The following is a 19,805-nucleotide window of genomic DNA, read 5'->3' on the forward strand; positions in this document are numbered from 1 at the left end:
ATACCATATATTTCAAACTTAAATATAATAACCCAGTATAAAGTTTATATTTATACTGGGTTAAATCATCACCTGAAATTCTTAACTCTTTATACGACTCCCATAGCTGCAAATACAATAGACACGGCTGTAGCTATAAGTGGAATTACAACTGTACACATTCCTATATCTATATAAGATTGCTTATGAGTCATACCTGTTATACCTAGTAATGTTATTACTGCTCCATTATGTGGAAGTGAATCAAGTCCTCCACAAGCCATGGCAGCTATTCTATGAAATACTTGTGGACTAATTCCCAAAGCTTGAGCTTTTGCCATGTAAATTTCACCAAGCGACCCTAGTGCAATACTCAAACCACCAGATGCTGATCCTGTTATTCCTGCAAGAATAGTAGTAGATGCTGCTAATGAAATAAGTGGTGTTCCTGGTATTGCAAGTATACCTGCTTGAATTATAGAGAATGCTGCTAGGGTTTTAATAACATTTCCATAACCAACTTCTGATGCTGTATTTGCAATTGCAAGTAAGGATCCAATAGCACCTTTATTAACTGTAGTAGTAATATTTTCAAAGTTTTTCCAGAATATAATTACACTAGCCACTATAGCAATAACTAAGGAGGCAATTAAACTCCATATACCTTGTACTTTTGCTAGAGTAGTTCCGAAATCTTTTAAAAATGCTCCATCCATTGTAGCAAACACAAATCTGCCTAAAAGATAATTACCAACTAATACTATAATTATTGGAGTTATCGCTAAGTAAAACTTAGGTAATTTAGATAAATCAAATTCCTTAATTAATTCGTCTGGATGATTACCATATCCTTCACCTGCAGCTAAAGCTTGCTTTGCTCTTCTTTGAAGCCATAGCATACCAAGACCAAACATTATTGATCCTCCAATAATACCTATTACTGGTGCTGCATATGCAGTCGTTCCAAAGAAAGGCATTGGAATAGCATTTTGTATTTGTGGTGTTCCTGGGAGTGCAGTCATCGTAAATGTAAAAGCACCTAGTGCTATAGAACCAGGTATAAGTCTTTTAGGAATATCCGCCTCTCTAAATAATGCTGCTGCAATAGGATATACAGCAAAGGCAACTACGAATAATGAAACTCCACCATAGGTAAGTATTGCACAAGATAAAACTACTGATAATATTGCTTTACTTTTTCCAAGTTTTTTACTAATGGCATGGGCTATGGCTTTAGCCGCCCCTGAATCATCCATTACCTTACCAAATATTGCACCTAATATGAATATCGGGAAATATTGCTTAGCATATGCTGCAAAATTCACCATAAAAACTTCAGTATAGGTAGCTAAAAGATGTGTTTGTCCGCCCTGGAATAAAAGAGCTAGTAGTGCTAAGACTGGTGCTAAAATAAGAACAGAAATCCCTCTGTAGGCCAAGTACATTAAAAGTCCTAAAGAAATAATAATACCTATAACCCCTAACATAATATTTCCTCCCCTTTATTTGATTTATTTTATATTGATTTATAAAACACGATAACTAGAAAAACTAAGATATAAATTTCAATTCCATCTTTTTCTCTCCAAAAATTCTTTCATCCATAAAAGTTAAGTTTTCTGAAATTATTGGTTTGAAACCCATATGTGCTATAATGTCTTTTTCAAGATCAATTCCTGGTGCAATTTCAATAAGAACTATGCCTTTATCACTGAGCTTAAAAACAGCTCTTTCAGTAATATATAGTACCGGTTGAGCTACATCTATAGCATATTCTCCACTAAAGGTGATTTGCTCAACAGTTTTAATAAATTTATTAGATTTACCTTCCTGTAAAATATTTAATCTTCCATTTTTAATCTCAACATCTAAGCCACCTGCTGTAAATGTGCCACAGAAAACAACTTTTTTAGAATTTTGGGTAATATTTATAAACCCACCACAGCCTGCAATCTTAGGCCCAAATTTACTTACATTTATATTTCCATTTTCATCACATTGAGCAAGTCCCAAAAATGCTACATCAAGGCCTCCTCCATCATAAAAATCGAATTGGTTACTTTGATCTATTATGCTTTCAGGATTTATTGCAGCCCCAAAACTTAACCCACCTGCTGGAATTCCACCTATAGGACCTGATTCCAAAGTAAGTTTCATTTCATGTCCAAGGCCTTCTTCATTTGCTACTATTGATATTCCCTCAGGCATTCCTATTCCAAGGTTAGTAATAGCATTGGCAGTAAGTTCCATGGCTGCTCTTCTAGATATTATTTTTCTTTCGTCTAGTTCTGAACTTTCGATATTATTCACTGTCATTCTTATTTCTCCATTATAGGATGGGTTATACTGTTCAATAAAAGTTTGCATATGATTTTCTGGTTTTCCTATTACAATAGCATCCACAAGTATTCCTGGAATCTTAACCTTTCTTGGATCAAGAGACCCATTTGCTACAACCTTTTCAACCTGAAGTATTACAATCCCTCCAGAGTTTTTAGCTGCTTGTGCCATTGACAGCCCATCCAATGTTACCGCTTCTTTTTCCATAGTTGCATTTCCACTCTCGTCTGCATAAGTAGCTCTAATAATTGCCACATTTATAGGAAATGCCTTATAAAACAAGTATTCTTTATTGTCAATTTCAATAACTTTAACTATATCTTTCACAGTGAAATCGTTTAACTTGCCTCCGTCGATTCTTGGATCTACAAAAGTTTTTAAACCAACATGAGTTATGGTTCCAGGTTTGCCTGCTGCAATATCTCTATAGAGGTGAGATATTACTCCTTGAGGAAGATTATAGGCCTCAATTTTATTTTCAAGAGCTAGTTTTGCAAGTTTTGGCGCAAGTCCCCAATGACCCCCAATTATTTTTGAAACTAAGCCTTCATGACCTAGATGATTTAAGCCCTTGGTTTTTCCATCTCCTTGGCCAGCTGCATATACTAAAGTTAATCCTTCAGGTTTTCTTGTCTCAATAAAATTGTCCTCTAACGCTCTAGATATCTCTTCTGGGTGACCATTTCCTATAAATCCTCCGAAAGCTACTGTATCCTTGTCTTTTATCATTGCTATAGCTTCTTTTGGTGTTTTAATCTTTGAACTCATGTTCTACCCTCCTAATAAAAATTTTACTGCTGAATGAATTCAATATCCTTATAATAGTTATTAGCAAATTACATGCCAACATACAATTTTTTTATTAAATGTTAATAAAAGAGGAAAATGCTACTCAATCTTATTAAAATTTCTCGTATTTCTCAAATCTAACAATTCTAAATGTTCATTATATATACACTTTCCATTATTTTTCCATAAAGTGCTCCTATTACAAATTTTATGGCATGTACATTATTTTTACATATACATTTTCTATACAAATGCTTTAAATTATATTCCTAAATAGATTTCATAAAAATTTGTACTTTATTTATAACAAAAAGATACTTATAACTTTTAATTTGCTATACATAGCTTTAAAAATTATAAGTATCTTATTACTCACCCCAAAGTTAACTAAAAAAAATTTAAGTGATAAAATATTTAACTATCTAAATTGTATTTTTCTATCTTTTTATATAATCCTACCCTGCTAATTCCTAATTGCTTGGCTGTCTTATTTTTATTTCCACTATTGATTTTTAATTTTTCTGCGATAATTTCTTTTTCAACTACCTCAATAATTTCCTTTAAATCACTAGTTCCTCTATCAAAATATTTTTTCTCGTTTTTAGATATTCTATCTGGCAATTGCTCAGTAGTTATAGATAATTCTGAGTCCATTAAATTTAGAGCCCTTTCAATTACATTCTCGAGTTCTCTTATATTGCCAGGCCAATTGTAATTGTGCAAATAATTCATTGCATCTTTAGAAATTCCTTCTGCATAGATCCCTAGCTTACTGGCAACCTTTTTCATTAGAAAATTAGACAGATCAATTATGTCTTCTCTTCTTTCCCTTAGAGGAGGAATTGTTATCTTCATTACGTCAAGTCTATAGAATAGATCCTCTCTAAATTCTAAATGTTTTATGCTTTCTTCTAAGTTTTTATTAGTAGAAGCTATTATTCTAAAATCAATGTTTTTAACCACATTCCCTCCTACTCTTTCAATTTCCTTTTCTTGAATAACTCTTAAAAGCTTTACCTGCATGTCCATAGGCATATAGCCTATCTCATCCAGCAATATAGTCCCATTGTTTGCTAGTTCAAATTTGCCTTTTTTACCACCTTTTTTAGCTCCAGTAAAAGCACCCTCCTCATATCCAAACAATTCGGATTCTAGTAATTGAGCAGGTATTGCTGCACAATTAACTTTTATAAAGGGCGCAGCGGCTCTTTTACTTGCACTATGAATAGCATGGGCAAAGAGCTCCTTTCCTGTACCACTCTCGCCATATATTAAAACATTTGAATCTGTTTTAGCTACTCTTGCAGCCATTGTTTTTACTTTATGAATTTCCTGTGAGCTACCTATAATATCTTCAAATGAATACTTTGCTCTCCTTTCTTTTCCAAGTTCATTTTTATAGTATTCAATTTCTCTTTCAAGATTGACCAATTTTTTGCTTATAGAATGAAAATTACTCATGTCTTTAAACATAACCTTACCTACTGCGCCTACAACTTTTCCTTCTTTAATTATAGGAATCCTCATAGCTACCATTCTATTGCCACGAATTTCTTGTATTTCGCCTATCTCTGGAATACCAGTTTGTACAACTATATGCATCCTTGTATTCTCAATAACTTCAGTAACATGCTTTCCTTCAACATCTTCCATGTTTATAAACTCTTTATATGCTTTACTCATCATTGTTATTATTCCTTTTTCATTTACAACCACAACCCATTCATTTACTGTGTTTAACATTGTGTCCAAAATTTCCAGATGTATTTTATCTAAATCATCCTCTTTTAAGCGAGAAAATATAATTAGTGCTCCCTTTACACTTACATCAATTTGTATTGGTGAAATCTTTAAATTTATTTTTTTCCCCAGAAGCTGTAAATCAATTTCTTTTGTAGTCTTACAAGTTTTTATTATTTGAGGAAGTTCACTTTGAAGAAATACATCTCTGATTTTTTCCAAATCATATTCTTCAAATGTTTTTTCGAAGAACTCTTGGGCCAATTTATTAATAGAAAAAATATTACAATCTATGTCTAAAGCCATTATTGGTTGCTCAATAGCTTCTACAAAATTGTTTACGTTACTTTTAACAAAATTCATCATAAACCTCCTAAAGTATTCTTTTCTAATTAATATATCAATATTACTAGTTATATTACATTTATGTAAATGTTTACAAATATATTCTATATACATATATTAATACACATATAAACTTTTGTAAACTTTATATATTAAGTTAATTGCTGTTTTTAATTTAAATAAACATATAAAAGACCTTGCACTATTACAAAGTCTTTTATATGTTTATTTAAATTATTATCCTTTAGATTTAATATTTTTGTTTCTTTCATTTCCGTAATGTGACGAATTTCTCCTGATATGTTCACTTTAATTCTATTTTGGAGGCATAACAGTTGCAATTCCTTTAAGAACCACAACACCATCTTGATTAGTGCATATTGTATTTAATTTTATAATGTTTTTTGCGTCGAACATTTCTATAACTTCAACTTCAGCCTTTATTGTATCTCCAAATCTAACTGGCGCTGTAAATTTAAGCTCTTGACCTAGATAAATAGTGCCTGGTCCTGGCAATTTCATGCCTAGTACTGCGGATATAAATCCTGCTGTTAACATGCCATGAGCTATTCTTCCTTTAAACATTGTGGTTTCTGCCTCTCTTTGATTTATATGAGCTGGATTTAAATCACCAGTTATGCCTGCATAAAGATATACATCGGATTCACTTATAGTTTTTTCAAAAGACTCTTTGTCGCCCAAATTTATTTCTTTAATAGTTAAACCTTTCATTTATATTTCCTCCTTATTATTTTGAATAATAATAAAATCTTTTACTATTTTTCATAGCAATTTTTATGCCATTCAAAGCAATTTAAAGTTAAATATACTTTTATTTATATATATTTATTAACTGTCCTCATAATTACCTCTCACATTATTGCACAACAGTTCACACAATAAAAAAACAAGCTCACTATAAAAATGAGCTTGTGCATTTCAATTATAGAATCTGTCTATTTTAAATAATTTCAAATCTTCATTAGGTATACCTAAATATAAATTGCTTAGCATCTTTCCGCCTAGTATAGCAAACAATATACCGTTAGCTCCATAGCCTAAGCAATACCACAACTTACTATTATCTGGATCTGGTCCTAAAAACCCCAAATTATCTTTAGTTGATGCAAAGGCGCCACAATATTTATATTCTACTTCTATATCTGGAATATCTTTAAACATGGATTTCAATCTTTGCTCCAAAATATTGTATTTTTCCATTGCAGCTTTTTCATTAAATATATCTGGGACAAAATTTATATCTTCCCCACCCATTATTATTCTGTTATCTCCGGTAGTTCTCAAATAATTATAAGGATCACCGTTATCTCTAATAAGTACTCTATTATGCCACCCTGAAAAATTATTAATTGGTTTTGTGGCTATATTAAAGGTAGTAGTTTTAGTGCCAAAATTTCTTTTAGTAAATAATTCTGTATTATATCCAGTAGCTACTATAATTATCTTACCACGTACACTGTAGCCATAGGAAGTTTCTACCATCACCCCATTGTTATCATAATTCACTTTTAAAACTTCTGTGTTTTCATAAACTCTAAGGCCATTTTCACAAGCTACTCCTAATAACTGGTGAGTATATTTATAGGGATCAAATTGTGCTCCACCATTATTACAATAAACGCCTGCTTTTACATCAAAACTAAAGGGATTGTTTTCTTCATCTATAAAAGCTACATCAAATCCATTTTCACTTCTCAGCCTATATTCTTCATATATTTCTTTTATTTCTATTTTTTTAGAAGTGTATAACAAGGTGTCTTTAACACTGTAATCACAACTATTTTCATACTCCTTTATAAAGTTATCTATCTCACTTAATGCTTCAATACCCAACCTATATGATCTTATAGCATCTTTCATAGTTGTAGCTTCAATTAAATTATTAAGTTTATCATCTAGTTCATATTGAAGTAAGGATGTGGTAACAGCTGTGCTACAATGAGCTATCCTATTTTTTTCTAAAATCACAGTATTTATATTATGTTTAGAAAAGTAGTATCCTAAAATACTCCCCGTAACTCCCCCACCTACTATTATCACATCTGTTTCTATATTTTTTGTTAAATAATTATACTGCTTAGGTACTTTATCTGTGTTTGTAAACATTGGTTTACCTTGAACATATTGCAAACTCATTTTATCCCAACTTCCTAATTCTTATTAATTAACTATGCTAATTTTTTGTTAATATAATTTTAAACTATTCTTCCTTTATAGAATTAACCATAGTGTTTCACAATTAATACTCATGTATACCTACAATACCTTTTAAAGCAATAATATCTCATCAAAAATATATTTCTGTTCCATAATATTTTTATGATACAATATAGAATGTGCTTATTATATATTATGAACTCATTTTGTATAGTTAGTAAAAGGAGATGCTTAACTTTGGAAAAATTATATTATGAAAATCCATATGAAAAAGAATTTACAGCTGAAATCATAGATGTATTTGAAAGTGAAAAAGAGTATCATATTGAGCTGGATAAAACTTGTTTTTACCCTGAAGGTGGTGGTCAGCCCTGTGATACTGGCTTTATAAATGGAGCTTGCGTAACATATGTATATGAAAAAGGTGAAAAAACATATCATGTAGTGGCAGTAAAACCTCTGAAAATTCACAGGGTTAAATGTAGCATAAACTTTGACCTTAGATACGACTATATGCAGCAACACCTAGGTCAACATATACTTTCTGCTTGCATTGCTGATTTAACTAATGCAAATACCATTGGTTTTCACCTTGGAAAAGATTCTACAACTATTGATCTCCATAAAATTATTGACAATGATAAAATTAAAATTGCTGAAAGGAATGCTAACAAAATAGTTTTAGACAATATTAAGGTAGAAACACTTTACCCAAGCAATTCTGAATTAAAAAAGTTAACACAAAGAAAAATCCCAGTAAAAGTTGGTGAAAAAGTTAGAATAGTTAAGATAGGTGATATTGATATAAACCCTTGCTGTGGATTGCATCCAAGTTCTACTATTGAGGTACAATTAATTAAGATAATAAAATTCGAAAAATATAAAACTGGCATAAGAATCGAATTTTTATGTGGTTCAAGGGCAGTTTCTGATTATATTTCAAAACATGAATCCATAGATAAAATGTCTAAACTTTTATCCTGCAATAGTACTACCCTTTTATCCGAGGTAGACCGCCTTTCTGGTGAGCTTAATAAAGCCCTAACTGAAAAGAGGACATTAAAGGCAGCCGTTGCGGAGTACGAAGTTCAAAATATGCTATCCACAGCTACAAAAATAGAAGATATTAGAGTGTTAAAATACATATATGATAATGGTGATTTAAAATACACTAATATCTTAGCAACAAAATTAGTATCCTCACCAAAGGTTATAGTTTTATTTGGAGTGAAATCTGTTGATAAGGCTAATCTTCTATTCATGTGCTCAAAGGGTTTAAATATGCTTAGCATGAATTCTCTTCTTAAAGATGCAATAACCCTTATAGATGGAAAAGGTGGTGGAAGTGCCCTGTCTGCCCAAGGTGGAGGAAAGAATAATAATAATTTAGATTCCTCAATAGATTATGCTTACAACAAGGTTAAAGATCATATAATTTCCATTTCTAAAGTTTTAAAAAATAAATAACAAGTCAAAATACAGTAGTATTTTGACTTGTTATTTATTTTAATCTGTTTAAACTTCCTATTCCACAAGAACAAAATCCCTAGCTCCGTATAATCCTTCAATATATGTTTTACCATCCTCTGACAATTCAATATTTAAAGGAGAAACCATTACCTCCCTTACTTTATAATATTTTGTGGTTCCATCTTCCTGAGGTTTATAAAAACCAGAAAAATCATGTATAATGTAATGTTGTCCATTTAACCTGCCTAAATAAATCATTGCGTGTCCACTCATATAAACCGGTGTTCCAGGTTTCAATTTATCCAGTAATTTTTCTCTATTTTCTATAACCATAAGTTCTGGCATTTCATAGAAATTACCAACTGCAAGTTCGCCCTGCTCGCCTGCATTTCTAGGAATATTAATACCCATAGTTCTAAAGACATCCATTATAAGACTTGCGCAATCTCTGGCATTGAACATTCCACCCCATCCATATCTTTCACCTAAGAATTTAAAAGCATTAACTAAAATATTCTCTCTGGTATAGGGTAAGTATCCTATTGAAACCTCCTCATTCCTAGCAATTAAAGCTAGCTTAAATTCAACCTCACCACTATTATTTTTTGTTGGAAGTTTAACCACATAGTTACCCGTTGGATTTTGGCCAAAAATATCTTCTTCTATTTCATTAACATTGGCAAGTGGTATTCTAATACCCATATCTAATTTTACTTCTGATAATTGTTCATTTAATGGATTATAATTCGTGAACACCCTTTTTCCTATTGTTACTATAAAATCTTGAGTTTTAAGATAATCAAAAAGTTCTTGTTTATTACAGATTGCCACATCTTTTTCAGGTATCCAAGCTAAGTAGTTGTACATCTGTGCCAAATACCATTTATTGTCCACACTTTTATGAAGGATTACAAGTGGTTCAACAGGATAAACAGCTGTCTCTTGAAATCTATCAAATTCATAATTATCTCCAATTGTAAATACTGTATCATAGGTTGGAAATGTCCTCATCACCGTCTTTCTAAAAGTTATTCCATATTCAATATGATTTTTGTCCATTAATCCGTGGACATTACAATTTTGTATTAACTTATTATAATATTCTACACTTACTAATTTCCCGTCTTCATGGTACCTTTCATATTTTGGTAAACAACTAATGGTATTTAGCTTATCAATTAATTTTTCTTTACTAAGTGATTCACTGTAATTTTCTAAATCCACAATAGACGTTACATCTTTTGTGCTTTTTTTATTATATGCTTCAATATGCTGAGCATCCATAATAACATCATTCATCCCACTTAGTCTTATCCAGTTTTTCGAGAAAAGCATTTCTTCCTTTAATTCTGGAATATTTGAAAGAGTGAACTTATCTGAGTTTTGGTTCCATAATTGCTTTGAGGATAAAATACCTTTATTAATCATTATAAATATCATTCCCCTCGTTAAAATATATCCCTATTATTATTATTATTATTATTATTATTATTATTATTATTATTATTATTATTATTATTAAACCTTCTGATTTTCAATCCCTATTTGTTCAGAATTTTTTCTACTTTAGATGCTCTAAGTCTATGTGCATAATGCATGTCGGAACCGAGTAGCGGCCTAGCATAATTTAAGAAGGCTTCAGTTACATTATTGCATGCACTATTTATAAAATTATCTGGCATTACCTTTGTCTTGCCTGCTACAAGTTCTAACTCAGTAAGTCTATAATCTACTGAATAATGACCTGTTCTATGAATAGTGATTGAACCATCAACATTATCCCAAAGTGCAAACTGCGCCGCTTTTTCTCCTACTTCTCTGGCCTCATTTCTATCTACATCCGACACACAGCCCATAAAACATCTTTGAGAATAGCCGAAGGTATCCGTTCTAACTCTTTTAATATTTAGATTATGTTTAATGTAGTTACCTAAAAGGTCACCTAATGCTCCTGATCCTGATAATTGTATATTTCCATGTTCATCTTTTTCTACTTTTTCCATAAGACTTGAAATAATTGGTTTACCTTTTTCATCTACAATACCTTCTGAAACAGCTATTACACATCTTCCATATTTATCATAAACATTTTTTACATCAACTAAAAATTGATCTATTTTAAAAACTCTTTCAGGCACATATATTAAATGTGGGCCATCATCTTCGTATTTTTTAGCAAGTGCTGCTGCTCCTGCTAAGAACCCTGCATTACGTCCCATCACTACCCCTATATATACCCCTGGTAAGGCTCTGTTATCAAGATTGATTCCAATAAATGCATTTGTTATATATTTAGCTGCAGATCCATATCCAGGAGTATGGTCATTAATCATAAGATCATTGTCTATAGTTTTAGGTATATGAATTGCGCGAAGTTCGTAATTTGCAATTTTAGCTTGCTGATGTACTATTCTAACTGCATCTGATGAATCATTTCCACCAATATAAAAGAAATATCTTATTTCATGAGCTTTTAGCACTCTAAATATTTCCTTACAATATTCTTCATCCGGCTTGTCCCTTGTAGATAAAAGTGCTGAGGATGGAGTCATAGCGACCTGCTCTAGATTATGAGTTGTCTCACGGCTTAAATCATGGAAATTTTCATTAACTATTCCATTAACTCCATTTATAGCACCATATACTTTTGTTACTTGTGAAAATTTTCTTGCTTCTAGCACCGCACCCACTAGAGATTGATTAATAACAGCAGTTGGTCCCCCACCTTGTGCAATTAAAACTTTACCTTCAATTATCATATTTTCACACTCCTTATAATTTTATGATTCCTTTGAATTAAGTTTGCTATAATATTGTTGTATCTACTCTCTATTTTATTACTTCATAAAACTTTATAAAAAAAGCCCAATTTGATTATTAATCATACTGGGCTAACTCACATTAATGTGTTTAAATTGCTTATAAATAAATCACTAATTATTAAATTTAATTCTAAATAGATTATAATTTGTTTTACCATAAATTACAAGTAGTTTTTTAAATTTTCTAAATATTCATTCTATAATTTAATTAAAATGCCTAGTTTTTCTGCTGCTATTTTTACTGATTTTTTACCAAGAATAGCCGAGATTACTGCTATACCATCAATATTAGCTGGCCTTAATAGTGATACATTCTTTTCGCTAATTCCACCAATAGCAACTACAGGGATAGAAATACCTTCTTTTATTTCTTTCAAACAGTTTATTGTCACTGCACTAGCATCATCTTTAGTAGTTGTATGGAACATAGCTCCCACCCCTACATAATCTGCTCCTTGCCTCTCTGCCTTTTGTGCTTGTTTTAATGTTTCAGTAGAAACACCTATTATTTTATTATCGCCTAATATGCGTCTTGCTATATCTGCTGGCATATCCCTTTGCCCCAGGTGAACCCCTGCTGCACCTATTGCCTGGGCAATATCAAGTCTATCGTTAATTATCATTGGAACTTTATATTTATCAGTAATTATCTTTAATTTTAGTGCAAAATTATAAAATTCTAGAGTACCCATGTTTTTTTCTCTAATCTGCACTAAGGTAACCCCACCTTTTATTGCCTCCTCAACATCAGTATATATATCTGTATCCACTAGTACATCTCTATCTGTAACAAGGTATAGGCTGTAATCTATATTACTTCTCATTTATTTTGCTCCTTTTCATTATTTCAGTTTCTGTCAAATTATAAATAGCATCTATAATTTTTACTTTTAGTGTTCCTGTGCCACCCCTATTTTTATCTAAGCCTTCATAGGCTATTTCTCCTGCAATCCCCATAGAAACAACTCCTGACAATGCTGCTAGAAGATTGTTATCTCCTGCACCTAAACAACAACCAATAAGTGATGTACACATACATCCTGTACCTGTAACCTTAGCCATTATCTTATGCCCATTTGATGCGGTGTAAAGATTTTCTCCATCTGTTATTATGTCCACCGCACCAGTTATAGCTACCACTGTATTAAATTTAGTTGCAAGTGCCTTTGCCATTTCTTTTACCTGAGTAAATTCATTACCATCTACGGAAGCACTTACGCAGGCATCTACACCTTTTGTTTTAGCTTCTATACCATATAGTGTTTTTATTTCTGATAAGTTTCCTCTGATAACGGAGAGTTTCACTTCACTTATGATCTTTTTAGCTGTATTAGTTCTATAAGTCGTAGCACCTGCCCCAACAGGATCTAGAATAACAGGGATATTAAATTTATTAGCTGTTTTTCCTGCCAGAAGCATGGACTGTATACTTGTAGTGTTTAAAGTTCCTATATTTATAACAAGTGCCGATGAGAGAGATACCATGTCACTGACTTCATTAATGTCATCTGCCATAACTGGTGACCCACCTATAGCAAGAGTAATATTAGCACAATCATTAACTGTAACATAATTTGTTATATGATGAACCAAGGGGCCTTTTTCTTTTACATTGTTTAATAATTTTATTATTTTTTTATTAATTTCCATTTACACGTCACCCTCCAACTTATTGCGTATATAAATCCTGTAATTATCATAACTGGTACTGTAGCTCCAAGTATCAAATCAAGTTTTATAAAGCTATAGTAAATTACTATTCCCATAATCCATACAAGGATTGCTCCAAAGTTTATAAGAACACTAGATTGCACTTTTGTATTTTTCTTTATTATAAAATAATCAGTAATTAAAATTGCAAATAATGGTGCAAATAATGAGCCTATTGCATATAAAAAACTCTCGTAATTTCCCATTGGAAAAATTATAGCAGCTAGTGTTCCAAGAATAGTCATAACAATACCAACCTTTTTTTCACTAAGTTTTGGCATAATGTTTAAGAATGAAACTCCTGCTGAATACACGTCTAAAAATGTTGTGGTTACTGTTGATAACACAACTATTCCAAGAGCTGCAAATCCCAAATTTACAGCAAGCATCATTGCTGAAGGATCTGAATTATTTGAAACTATTGCAGCCCCGAGGCCAATAATAAACATCCATGAACTTCCTAAAAAGTAACCTATAAAAATTCCATAAGCTCCTCCCTTTTCACTTTTTGCAAATCTAGTATAATCTGCAATTAGTGGTAGCCAAGAAAGAGGCATAATTACACTAAGTTCTAATGCTCCCCCAAATGAAACTCCCTTACTACTTGCTTTTAGTAATAATGTCTTATCCTTAAAAATAATAGTTCCAAGTACTAATGTAAGTATAAAAAGTAAAGTTACAGCTGTGATATTTAATTTTTTCATACCCGCATTTCCAAAGTAAAGCCACAACATGGTAAGTACTCCAATAAGCAATATAAAAACTGAAACATTATCGAATTTCCATAGACTTTGGGAAATCAAGTTTACAGAATTCGCTGCTACCTTTATCATAATTGCAGTCCACCCAAGCAGTTGAAGTATATTTAAAAGTGAAAATAAATATGTACTATATACTCCAAAAGAAATATTGGTTGAAGTCATTGCTGGCACCTTTTCCCTAGTACCTATAATGCCTCCTAGTATCAATATTCCGGTTCCAATTAAATGTCCAATTAAAATTACTATTATCCCTATTTTGAAGCCTAAGGGTGCAATTAATCCTCCTGTCAATATTTCAGCAGCAGAAACCGCAGCTCCAAACCATAAAAATAAGAAGGTCCAAAAGCCTAATTTTTCATTTTCATTAATCATTCGCTATTCCTGCTTTTTTATATAATTCATAGAAATGATTGGTAGGACCTACGCCTTGCCCTATATCTAAGGAATGCTTTATAGCAATTGTTATGTACTCTTTCGAATTTTTTATTGCATCCTTCATACTAAAACCCCGTGCCAAATTTGCGGCTATGGCAGATGATAGTGTACATCCCGTTCCATGAGTATTTTTCGTATTTATTCTTTCAGATTTAAAATGTATAATTTCTATTCCGTCATAAAATACATCTATAGCATCTCCCTGCATATGTCCTCCCTTTAAGAGCACACTTTTACAGCCCAGCTTGTACATTTCTTTTACAGCAGTTTCCATATCTTCTACTGTTTCAATGCTAGTAATGTCTGAGCCCACTTCACGTAGAATTTCTTCGGCCTCCGGAACATTAGGTGTAATAAGTGATGCTAATGGAATTAGTTTTTTAATCAAGGCAGTTTTTGACTCTGGCTTTAACAGTGAATAACCACTTTTAGAGATCATTACAGGATCAAGTACTATGTTTTTCGGCTTGTATTGTTCTAACTTCTCACTTATGGCATCAATAGTTGAAATCACAGACACCATACCAATTTTAACTGCATCTACAACTATGTCTGTAAATATAGCATCAATTTGCGCCTTTATAATTTCCACCTCCAAATCTTGTACTGCAAAAACTCCCATGGTATTCTGCGCAGTTATCGCTGTAATAACACTCATCCCATAAACTCCATTGGCGCTAAAGCTTTTCAAATCTGCTTGTATGCCTGCGCCTCCACAACTGTCAGAACCCGCTATTGTTAAAACTTTTTTCATATGTATTTCCTCCTAATTCTTATCTATTTTAAGCTTCTTTATTTATATTAATTAATTTTTTTAAATCTAAAACTTTAACAATAAAAAATGTGATTAGACTTCCTCCAAGCGTACTTATTAAAAATGGAGTTGCAAAGAATAGTGCGCCAACTTTTTTACCCATTATAAAGTTAGCTATTGGAAATGCTAATATCCCCCCTAAAATTCCTGTCCCAAATATTTCTCCAGCTACTGCCAGCAGATTATATTTGGTTTTCTTATACAAGATTCCAGCTAAAAGTGCTCCAATCATGCTTCCTGGGAAGGCCAAAAAAGAACCTGTACCTAATATGTTTCTAAGTAGTGATATACAGAAGGCTATAGCCACAGCATATCCAGGGCCTAAAAGCACAGCAGCTAAAACATTTATCGTTTGTCCTCTCATAATAAAATTAAAAAAGAATAAACTGATAATATCCACTCTGTAGTGTAGTTTTTTTAGATGTTAAACAAAAAAAACACAAATCTCTAGGATTTGTGTTTAAATTACCATGCTATATAAAATATATACATATATAATACACCATTAAACAACTTCCTACGCTGGCATTATCCAGTTCAGGTTATTAGGGTCAAAGAATTACAGTTCTTGTTCTCAGTTGGCTTATCCAACTCCCCTGTGTTTGGTTATTCATTTTTATTTCATCTACTAATAATAACACAACAAATTATTATAAACAAATAATTAATCTTAGATTATACTCTTAAATGCTATCATAATAAAATTAGGATTTAACAGATGACCTAATATTACCATCTATATTATATAACATTATGGTTAAGCTATAAATGGCACTGAATACATACAGTGTAAATAATATATTTGAAGGGAGAATGTTTATGAACAATAATTTAGAAGAAACAAAAAAATTAAACTCTCAATCAGTAGCAAATAAAGGAAATAGCGGTGTTTCAAACTCCGGTATGACTAGTAGTTCTAGTAATGCTACTAGTTTAGAAGAGACAAAACAATTAAATAATCAATCAGCTTCCAATTCAGGTAATAGTAATGTTTCCAACTATGGTATGAATAGTGCAGCTAACATGGATAATCTAAGTAGTAGCACTAATAGTAATACTTTGGAAGAAACAAAGAAATTGAATAATCAATCAGCTTCCAATTCAGGTAATAGTAATGTTTCCAACTATGGCATGAATAGTACGGCTAACATGGATAATCTAAGTAGTAGCTCTAATAGTAAAACTTTAGAAGAAACAAAAAAATTAAATGCTGAGTCAGTAGCAAATAAAGGCAATAATAAATAAATAAAATTAAGGCAGAGATAATTCTGCCTTAATTTTATGCTTACATTACAAAAAAACTATTGCTTTTTGGGTACCATCTATCATATTATAGAGTAAACACAAAATGAAAGGGTGATTTAAATGAAAAAGTCAAAAAAACAATTAGTTAAAGGTATGTCCTTCACAATTGATATGAACAAACTGAATTTAAACAGAAGAAAATTTAATTCCAGTGAAATTGGAAGGGGCACAGGAATTCAAAAGATCAAAAAAGGAAAAGGTTCTTATACCCGCAAGAATGTCAAAACTTACGACAATTCTTGTGGGTATTTTTTATTCCCCTCTATTCAAGTTTTATACCTGACCTCTTAACAGCTATATGCCATCCATGAAGTAATTCTTTTCTATGTTCCTCTGTCATACTAGGTGTAAAACTCCTTGATATTGCCCAATGCTCTGCTACTTCATCGCAGCTCTTCCAATATCCAACTGCTAGCCCTGCAAGATAAGCTGCGCCAAGTGCTGTAGTTTCAGTAACTACGGGTCTATCTACCCGAACATTTAAAATATCAGATTGAAACTGCATTAAGAAATTATTCATGCAAGCTCCTCCATCTACTTTAAGTTCTGTAAGTCTAATCCCAGAATCCTCTTGCATTGCTTTTAACACATCATGAGTTTGGTAAGCAAGCGCTTCTAAAGTGGCTCTTATCAAGTGTTCTTTTTTTGCTCCTCTTGTAAGACCTACTATTGTTCCTCTTGCATAAGGATCCCAATAAGGAGCTCCAAGTCCAACAAAAGCCGGAACCACATATACTCCATTTGTATCTTCTACTGCTTTTGCATATTCTTCACAATCAGCAGCATTATCAATCATTCTAAGCTCATCTCTTAACCATTGTATGGCAGCTCCTGCTATAAATACACTACCTTCAAGTGCATACTCTACTTTTCCATCTATTCCCCAAGCAATTGTAGTAAGTAACCCTTGTGTGGATTCTATCGCCTTGTCTCCTGTATTCATAAGCATGAAACATCCTGTACCATATGTGTTCTTAGCCGTTCCTGGCGCATAGCAAGTTTGTCCAAACAATGCTGCTTGTTGGTCTCCAGCCGCTCCAGCAATTGGGATTTCTCCTCCAAATAGGGTCGCATCTGTGTGCCCATAAACACAACTTGAAGGTTTAACTTCTGGAAGCATAGATTTTGGTATGTTCAATGTTTCTAAAATTTCTTCATCCCATTTTAATTCATGAATGTTGAATAGCATTGTTCTTGAAGCATTCGAATAGTCAGTTACATATGTTTTTGCTTTTGTTAAATTCCAAATTAACCATGTATCTACGTTACCAAACAATAAGTTGCCTGCTTCTGCCTCTTCCCTAGCACCTTCTACATTATCTAATATCCATTTTATCTTTGTTCCAGAAAAATAAGCATCTAAAATAAGTCCCGTTTTAGCTCTAATTACTTTATCAAAGCCTATTTCTGTTAATTCATCACAAGTTTCAGCAGTTCTTCTACATTGCCAAACAATTGCATTATATACTGGAACTCCGGTTCTTTTATCCCAAACCACAGTTGTTTCTCTTTGATTTGTAATTCCTATTGCTGCTATATCAGATGCCGTAGCATTAACTTTAGCCATCGCTTCCGTTGCAACACTAATTTGGCTTGACCATATCTCCATTGGATCATGTTCTACCCAAGCTGCTTTCGGAAAAATCTGAGTAAATTCCTTTTGTGCAGAGGTTACAATAAGCCCCTTTTTATCGAATAGAATACATCTTGAACTTGTTGTCCCTTGATCTAGTGCCATTATATATTTAGCCATTGTGAAAAACTCCTTTTTAATTAGTCCTATTGAACCGTTTACAATTTAATACATAAAAAAAGCCCATCAAAATAAAGCATAACACTTTATAATAACGCGGCTCATATTCTTTGCCTTTTATTATTTATTACTGAATTAAGTATAACTGATTATTAAACCTTTTGCAATGTAAATGGTTTCCTTTGACTAAATAAAACAAGCTCATTTATTCACTATCATAGTCCGTTTTATTTTAATTCCACACTATTTTTATAATTTGCAGTAAAGTACTCACCTTTTTTCATCATAATATGTCCTGAAGAGTAAGGCATGCCTTCTATAGTAATGTATACTTTATCTACACCATAATACGCGCCAAGAGTATTTGTAATACACTGCAGAATCATGCCTTCATATCCGGAGCCTGCATTCATTTCACTAACCAATTCCTTTGTGAAATCCACATAAACCGTATTATCCTTATTTAAATAAAGACTTTTTATTTTAACATTAGGGCCAAGTACTTTTCCAAAGTCCCCTTTAGGTAAATCTTTAAAAGCCTTTTCAAAAATAATCTTTGTTATATCGTTTGTTTTAAAAGAAAGTTCCTTATTTACAAAATATAGTTTTTCATCAATTGCATTAGGATAATAAAATTTTACTTTTTGAGTTAATGGACTCTCTTTTTCTACTTTGCTTAAAACAGAAGTAATCTCATCAGCATCTTTTATAACAAATGCTGTTTTAACTAACCCAACATTTGGTGCATAATAGTCTAAATTCTTACCTTCTTTATTCTCTGTAGTAACCTCAAGTGTTTTATATTTGCCCAAAGGTGTTGTAACTTCTACATCCACATTTGATATATATCGTTTTCTATTGTCATAGAGTGTCCAAGTGGTTCCTTTTATTAATGGTTCTTTCAATAAGATTTCTTCATTATTGCTAGGGTTTTGGGTTAAATTTTCTCTATAATAACATTCAGATTTAGCTAAAAGCATTGTCAACTTTCCATCTTTATTCTCTAACACCTTAACAGTTTCTGTACCACCATTATTAGATCTTAGTTGAACGCGATTTCCAGTTAAATAATCTACAAAAACATTATAAGATGCATATTCATTTCCCTTACCCTCATACACATATTCAGAGTTTTCACTAAAAGAAAAATAATCCTTAATGGTAGGTGCCACCTGAGTTACAATTGGAACTGTTTTCACTTCACTAGGCACAGGAACCACAGCCTTCTTGTCTGAGCAACTGCTTAGTAATACAAGTGAAAGGATCAAGCTAGTAATTAGCACAAGCTTCTTCATTTTCTTTCCTCCTTTAGGCTTATTTTAATATTATTATACATCTTCTAAACTTTTATTCCAATATCACTT

17 protein-coding genes and 1 riboswitch are annotated in these 19,805 nt (G+C 32.1%); of the genes, 3 read left to right on the plus strand and 14 right to left on the minus strand.

All coding sequences use genetic code 11. The features are described from left to right. Positions 1-89: 89 nt before the first annotated feature. From KPL51_RS13090 to KPL51_RS13110, 5 genes are all read right to left on the minus strand, one after another. The gene (locus KPL51_RS13090; protein ID WP_216162191.1) at positions 90-1,466 is read right to left on the minus strand and encodes a GntP family permease; all 1,377 of its coding nucleotides are present in this window, start codon (positions 1,464-1,466) and stop codon (positions 90-92) included. Positions 1,467-1,530: 64 nt separating this feature from the next. Continuing rightward, complete coding sequence (locus KPL51_RS13095) at positions 1,531-3,087, minus strand: acyl CoA:acetate/3-ketoacid CoA transferase (protein WP_216162194.1); 1,557 nt, start codon at positions 3,085-3,087, stop codon at positions 1,531-1,533. Positions 3,088-3,522: 435 nt separating this feature from the next. After that, complete coding sequence (locus tag KPL51_RS13100; protein WP_216162197.1) at positions 3,523-5,211, minus strand: sigma-54 interaction domain-containing protein; 1,689 nt, start codon at positions 5,209-5,211, stop codon at positions 3,523-3,525. Positions 5,212-5,508: 297 nt separating this feature from the next. Further along, a complete protein-coding gene (locus KPL51_RS13105; RefSeq protein ID WP_216162200.1) occupies positions 5,509-5,925 on the minus strand; it encodes a MaoC family dehydratase in 417 nt (138 codons plus the stop codon). A gap of 207 nt (positions 5,926-6,132) precedes the next feature. Then, complete coding sequence (locus KPL51_RS13110) at positions 6,133-7,350, minus strand: NAD(P)/FAD-dependent oxidoreductase (protein ID WP_216162203.1); 1,218 nt, start codon at positions 7,348-7,350, stop codon at positions 6,133-6,135. 258 nt (positions 7,351-7,608) lie between these two features. On the opposite strand from KPL51_RS13110, the gene KPL51_RS13115 reads away from it, so the two are divergent. Continuing rightward, on the plus strand, positions 7,609-8,838 hold the full coding sequence (locus KPL51_RS13115) for an alanyl-tRNA editing protein (RefSeq protein ID WP_216162207.1): 1,230 nt from the start codon (positions 7,609-7,611) through the stop codon (positions 8,836-8,838). 57 nt (positions 8,839-8,895) lie between these two features. On the opposite strand, the gene KPL51_RS13120 is transcribed toward KPL51_RS13115, so the two are convergent. The 7 genes from KPL51_RS13120 to thiW all read right to left on the minus strand — a co-directional run bounded on the left by KPL51_RS13120 (position 8,896) and on the right by thiW (position 15,747). Continuing rightward, the gene (locus tag KPL51_RS13120; protein WP_216162209.1) at positions 8,896-10,269 is read right to left on the minus strand and encodes a C40 family peptidase; all 1,374 of its coding nucleotides are present in this window, start codon (positions 10,267-10,269) and stop codon (positions 8,896-8,898) included. A 113-nt stretch (positions 10,270-10,382) separates the two neighbouring features. After that, entirely contained in the window at positions 10,383-11,600 is a 1,218-nt protein-coding gene (locus KPL51_RS13125; protein ID WP_216162212.1) for a 6-phosphofructokinase, read from the minus strand. 260 nt (positions 11,601-11,860) lie between these two features. After that, positions 11,861-12,487, minus strand: coding sequence for a thiamine phosphate synthase (gene thiE, locus KPL51_RS13130; RefSeq protein WP_216162215.1), 627 nt, complete (start codon positions 12,485-12,487; stop codon positions 11,861-11,863). Continuing rightward, on the minus strand, positions 12,477-13,313 hold the full coding sequence (gene thiM / locus KPL51_RS13135; protein ID WP_216162218.1) for a hydroxyethylthiazole kinase: 837 nt from the start codon (positions 13,311-13,313) through the stop codon (positions 12,477-12,479). Before thiM ends, thiE begins: the two co-directional genes overlap by 11 nt. Next, positions 13,292-14,506: a putative hydroxymethylpyrimidine transporter CytX gene (gene cytX / locus KPL51_RS13140; RefSeq protein ID WP_216162221.1), complete on the minus strand. Its 1,215-nt coding sequence runs from the start codon at positions 14,504-14,506 to the stop codon at positions 13,292-13,294. Before cytX ends, thiM begins: the two co-directional genes overlap by 22 nt. Beyond that, complete coding sequence (gene thiD / locus KPL51_RS13145; protein WP_216162224.1) at positions 14,499-15,323, minus strand: bifunctional hydroxymethylpyrimidine kinase/phosphomethylpyrimidine kinase; 825 nt, start codon at positions 15,321-15,323, stop codon at positions 14,499-14,501. The genes cytX and thiD overlap by 8 nt, the downstream gene beginning before the upstream one ends. Positions 15,324-15,351: 28 nt before the next feature. Then, positions 15,352-15,747, minus strand: a complete 396-nt coding sequence (gene thiW, locus KPL51_RS13150; RefSeq protein ID WP_216162229.1) for an energy coupling factor transporter S component ThiW — start codon at positions 15,745-15,747, stop codon at positions 15,352-15,354. A 132-nt stretch (positions 15,748-15,879) separates the two neighbouring features. Further along, positions 15,880-15,991, minus strand: a riboswitch (TPP riboswitch). 211 nt (positions 15,992-16,202) lie between these two features. Here thiW and KPL51_RS13155 point away from each other — a divergent pair. Together KPL51_RS13155 and KPL51_RS13160 are read left to right on the plus strand one after the other, a co-directional pair. Continuing rightward, positions 16,203-16,628: a hypothetical protein gene (locus KPL51_RS13155; protein WP_224854077.1), complete on the plus strand. Its 426-nt coding sequence runs from the start codon at positions 16,203-16,205 to the stop codon at positions 16,626-16,628. Between the two features lie 120 nt (positions 16,629-16,748). Further along, the gene (locus tag KPL51_RS13160) at positions 16,749-16,979 is read left to right on the plus strand and encodes a hypothetical protein (protein ID WP_224854074.1); all 231 of its coding nucleotides are present in this window, start codon (positions 16,749-16,751) and stop codon (positions 16,977-16,979) included. Here KPL51_RS13160 and glpK read toward each other — a convergent pair. Both glpK and KPL51_RS13170 read right to left on the minus strand, forming a co-directional pair. After that, a complete protein-coding gene (gene glpK / locus KPL51_RS13165; RefSeq protein WP_216162232.1) occupies positions 16,951-18,441 on the minus strand; it encodes a glycerol kinase GlpK in 1,491 nt (496 codons plus the stop codon). The genes KPL51_RS13160 and glpK overlap by 29 nt on opposite strands. 227 nt (positions 18,442-18,668) lie before the next feature. Beyond that, positions 18,669-19,736 (minus strand): GerMN domain-containing protein, encoded by a 1,068-nt coding sequence (locus KPL51_RS13170; protein ID WP_216162235.1) that lies wholly within the window; start codon positions 19,734-19,736, stop codon positions 18,669-18,671. Between the last annotated feature and the right edge of the window lie 69 nt (positions 19,737-19,805).

It is taken from the genome of Clostridium bowmanii (genome assembly GCF_018861315.1).
Lineage (GTDB): Bacteria > Bacillota > Clostridia > Clostridiales > Clostridiaceae > Clostridium_AD > Clostridium_AD bowmanii.

Excerpts from the sequence above, each read along its gene's own strand:
- KPL51_RS13090 (WP_216162191.1), bottom strand. The coding sequence starts at position 1,466 with ATGTTAGGGGTTATAGGTATTATTATTTCTTTAGGACTTTTAATGTAC.
- KPL51_RS13095 (WP_216162194.1), bottom strand. The coding sequence starts at position 3,087 with ATGAGTTCAAAGATTAAAACACCAAAAGAAGCTATAGCAATGATAAAA.
- KPL51_RS13100 (WP_216162197.1), bottom strand. The coding sequence starts at position 5,211 with ATGAATTTTGTTAAAAGTAACGTAAACAATTTTGTAGAAGCTATTGAG.
- KPL51_RS13105 (WP_216162200.1), bottom strand. The coding sequence starts at position 5,925 with ATGAAAGGTTTAACTATTAAAGAAATAAATTTGGGCGACAAAGAGTCT.
- KPL51_RS13110 (WP_216162203.1), bottom strand. The coding sequence starts at position 7,350 with ATGAGTTTGCAATATGTTCAAGGTAAACCAATGTTTACAAACACAGAT.
- KPL51_RS13120 (WP_216162209.1), bottom strand. The coding sequence starts at position 10,269 with ATGATTAATAAAGGTATTTTATCCTCAAAGCAATTATGGAACCAAAAC.
- KPL51_RS13125 (WP_216162212.1), bottom strand. The coding sequence starts at position 11,600 with ATGATAATTGAAGGTAAAGTTTTAATTGCACAAGGTGGGGGACCAACT.
- thiE (WP_216162215.1), bottom strand. The coding sequence starts at position 12,487 with ATGAGAAGTAATATAGATTACAGCCTATACCTTGTTACAGATAGAGAT.
- thiM (WP_216162218.1), bottom strand. The coding sequence starts at position 13,313 with ATGGAAATTAATAAAAAAATAATAAAATTATTAAACAATGTAAAAGAA.
- cytX (WP_216162221.1), bottom strand. The coding sequence starts at position 14,506 with ATGATTAATGAAAATGAAAAATTAGGCTTTTGGACCTTCTTATTTTTA.
- thiD (WP_216162224.1), bottom strand. The coding sequence starts at position 15,323 with ATGAAAAAAGTTTTAACAATAGCGGGTTCTGACAGTTGTGGAGGCGCA.
- thiW (WP_216162229.1), bottom strand. The coding sequence starts at position 15,747 with ATGAGAGGACAAACGATAAATGTTTTAGCTGCTGTGCTTTTAGGCCCT.
- KPL51_RS13155 (WP_224854077.1), top strand. The coding sequence starts at position 16,203 with ATGAACAATAATTTAGAAGAAACAAAAAAATTAAACTCTCAATCAGTA.
- KPL51_RS13160 (WP_224854074.1), top strand. The coding sequence starts at position 16,749 with ATGAAAAAGTCAAAAAAACAATTAGTTAAAGGTATGTCCTTCACAATT.
- glpK (WP_216162232.1), bottom strand. The coding sequence starts at position 18,441 with ATGGCTAAATATATAATGGCACTAGATCAAGGGACAACAAGTTCAAGA.
- KPL51_RS13170 (WP_216162235.1), bottom strand. The coding sequence starts at position 19,736 with ATGAAGAAGCTTGTGCTAATTACTAGCTTGATCCTTTCACTTGTATTA.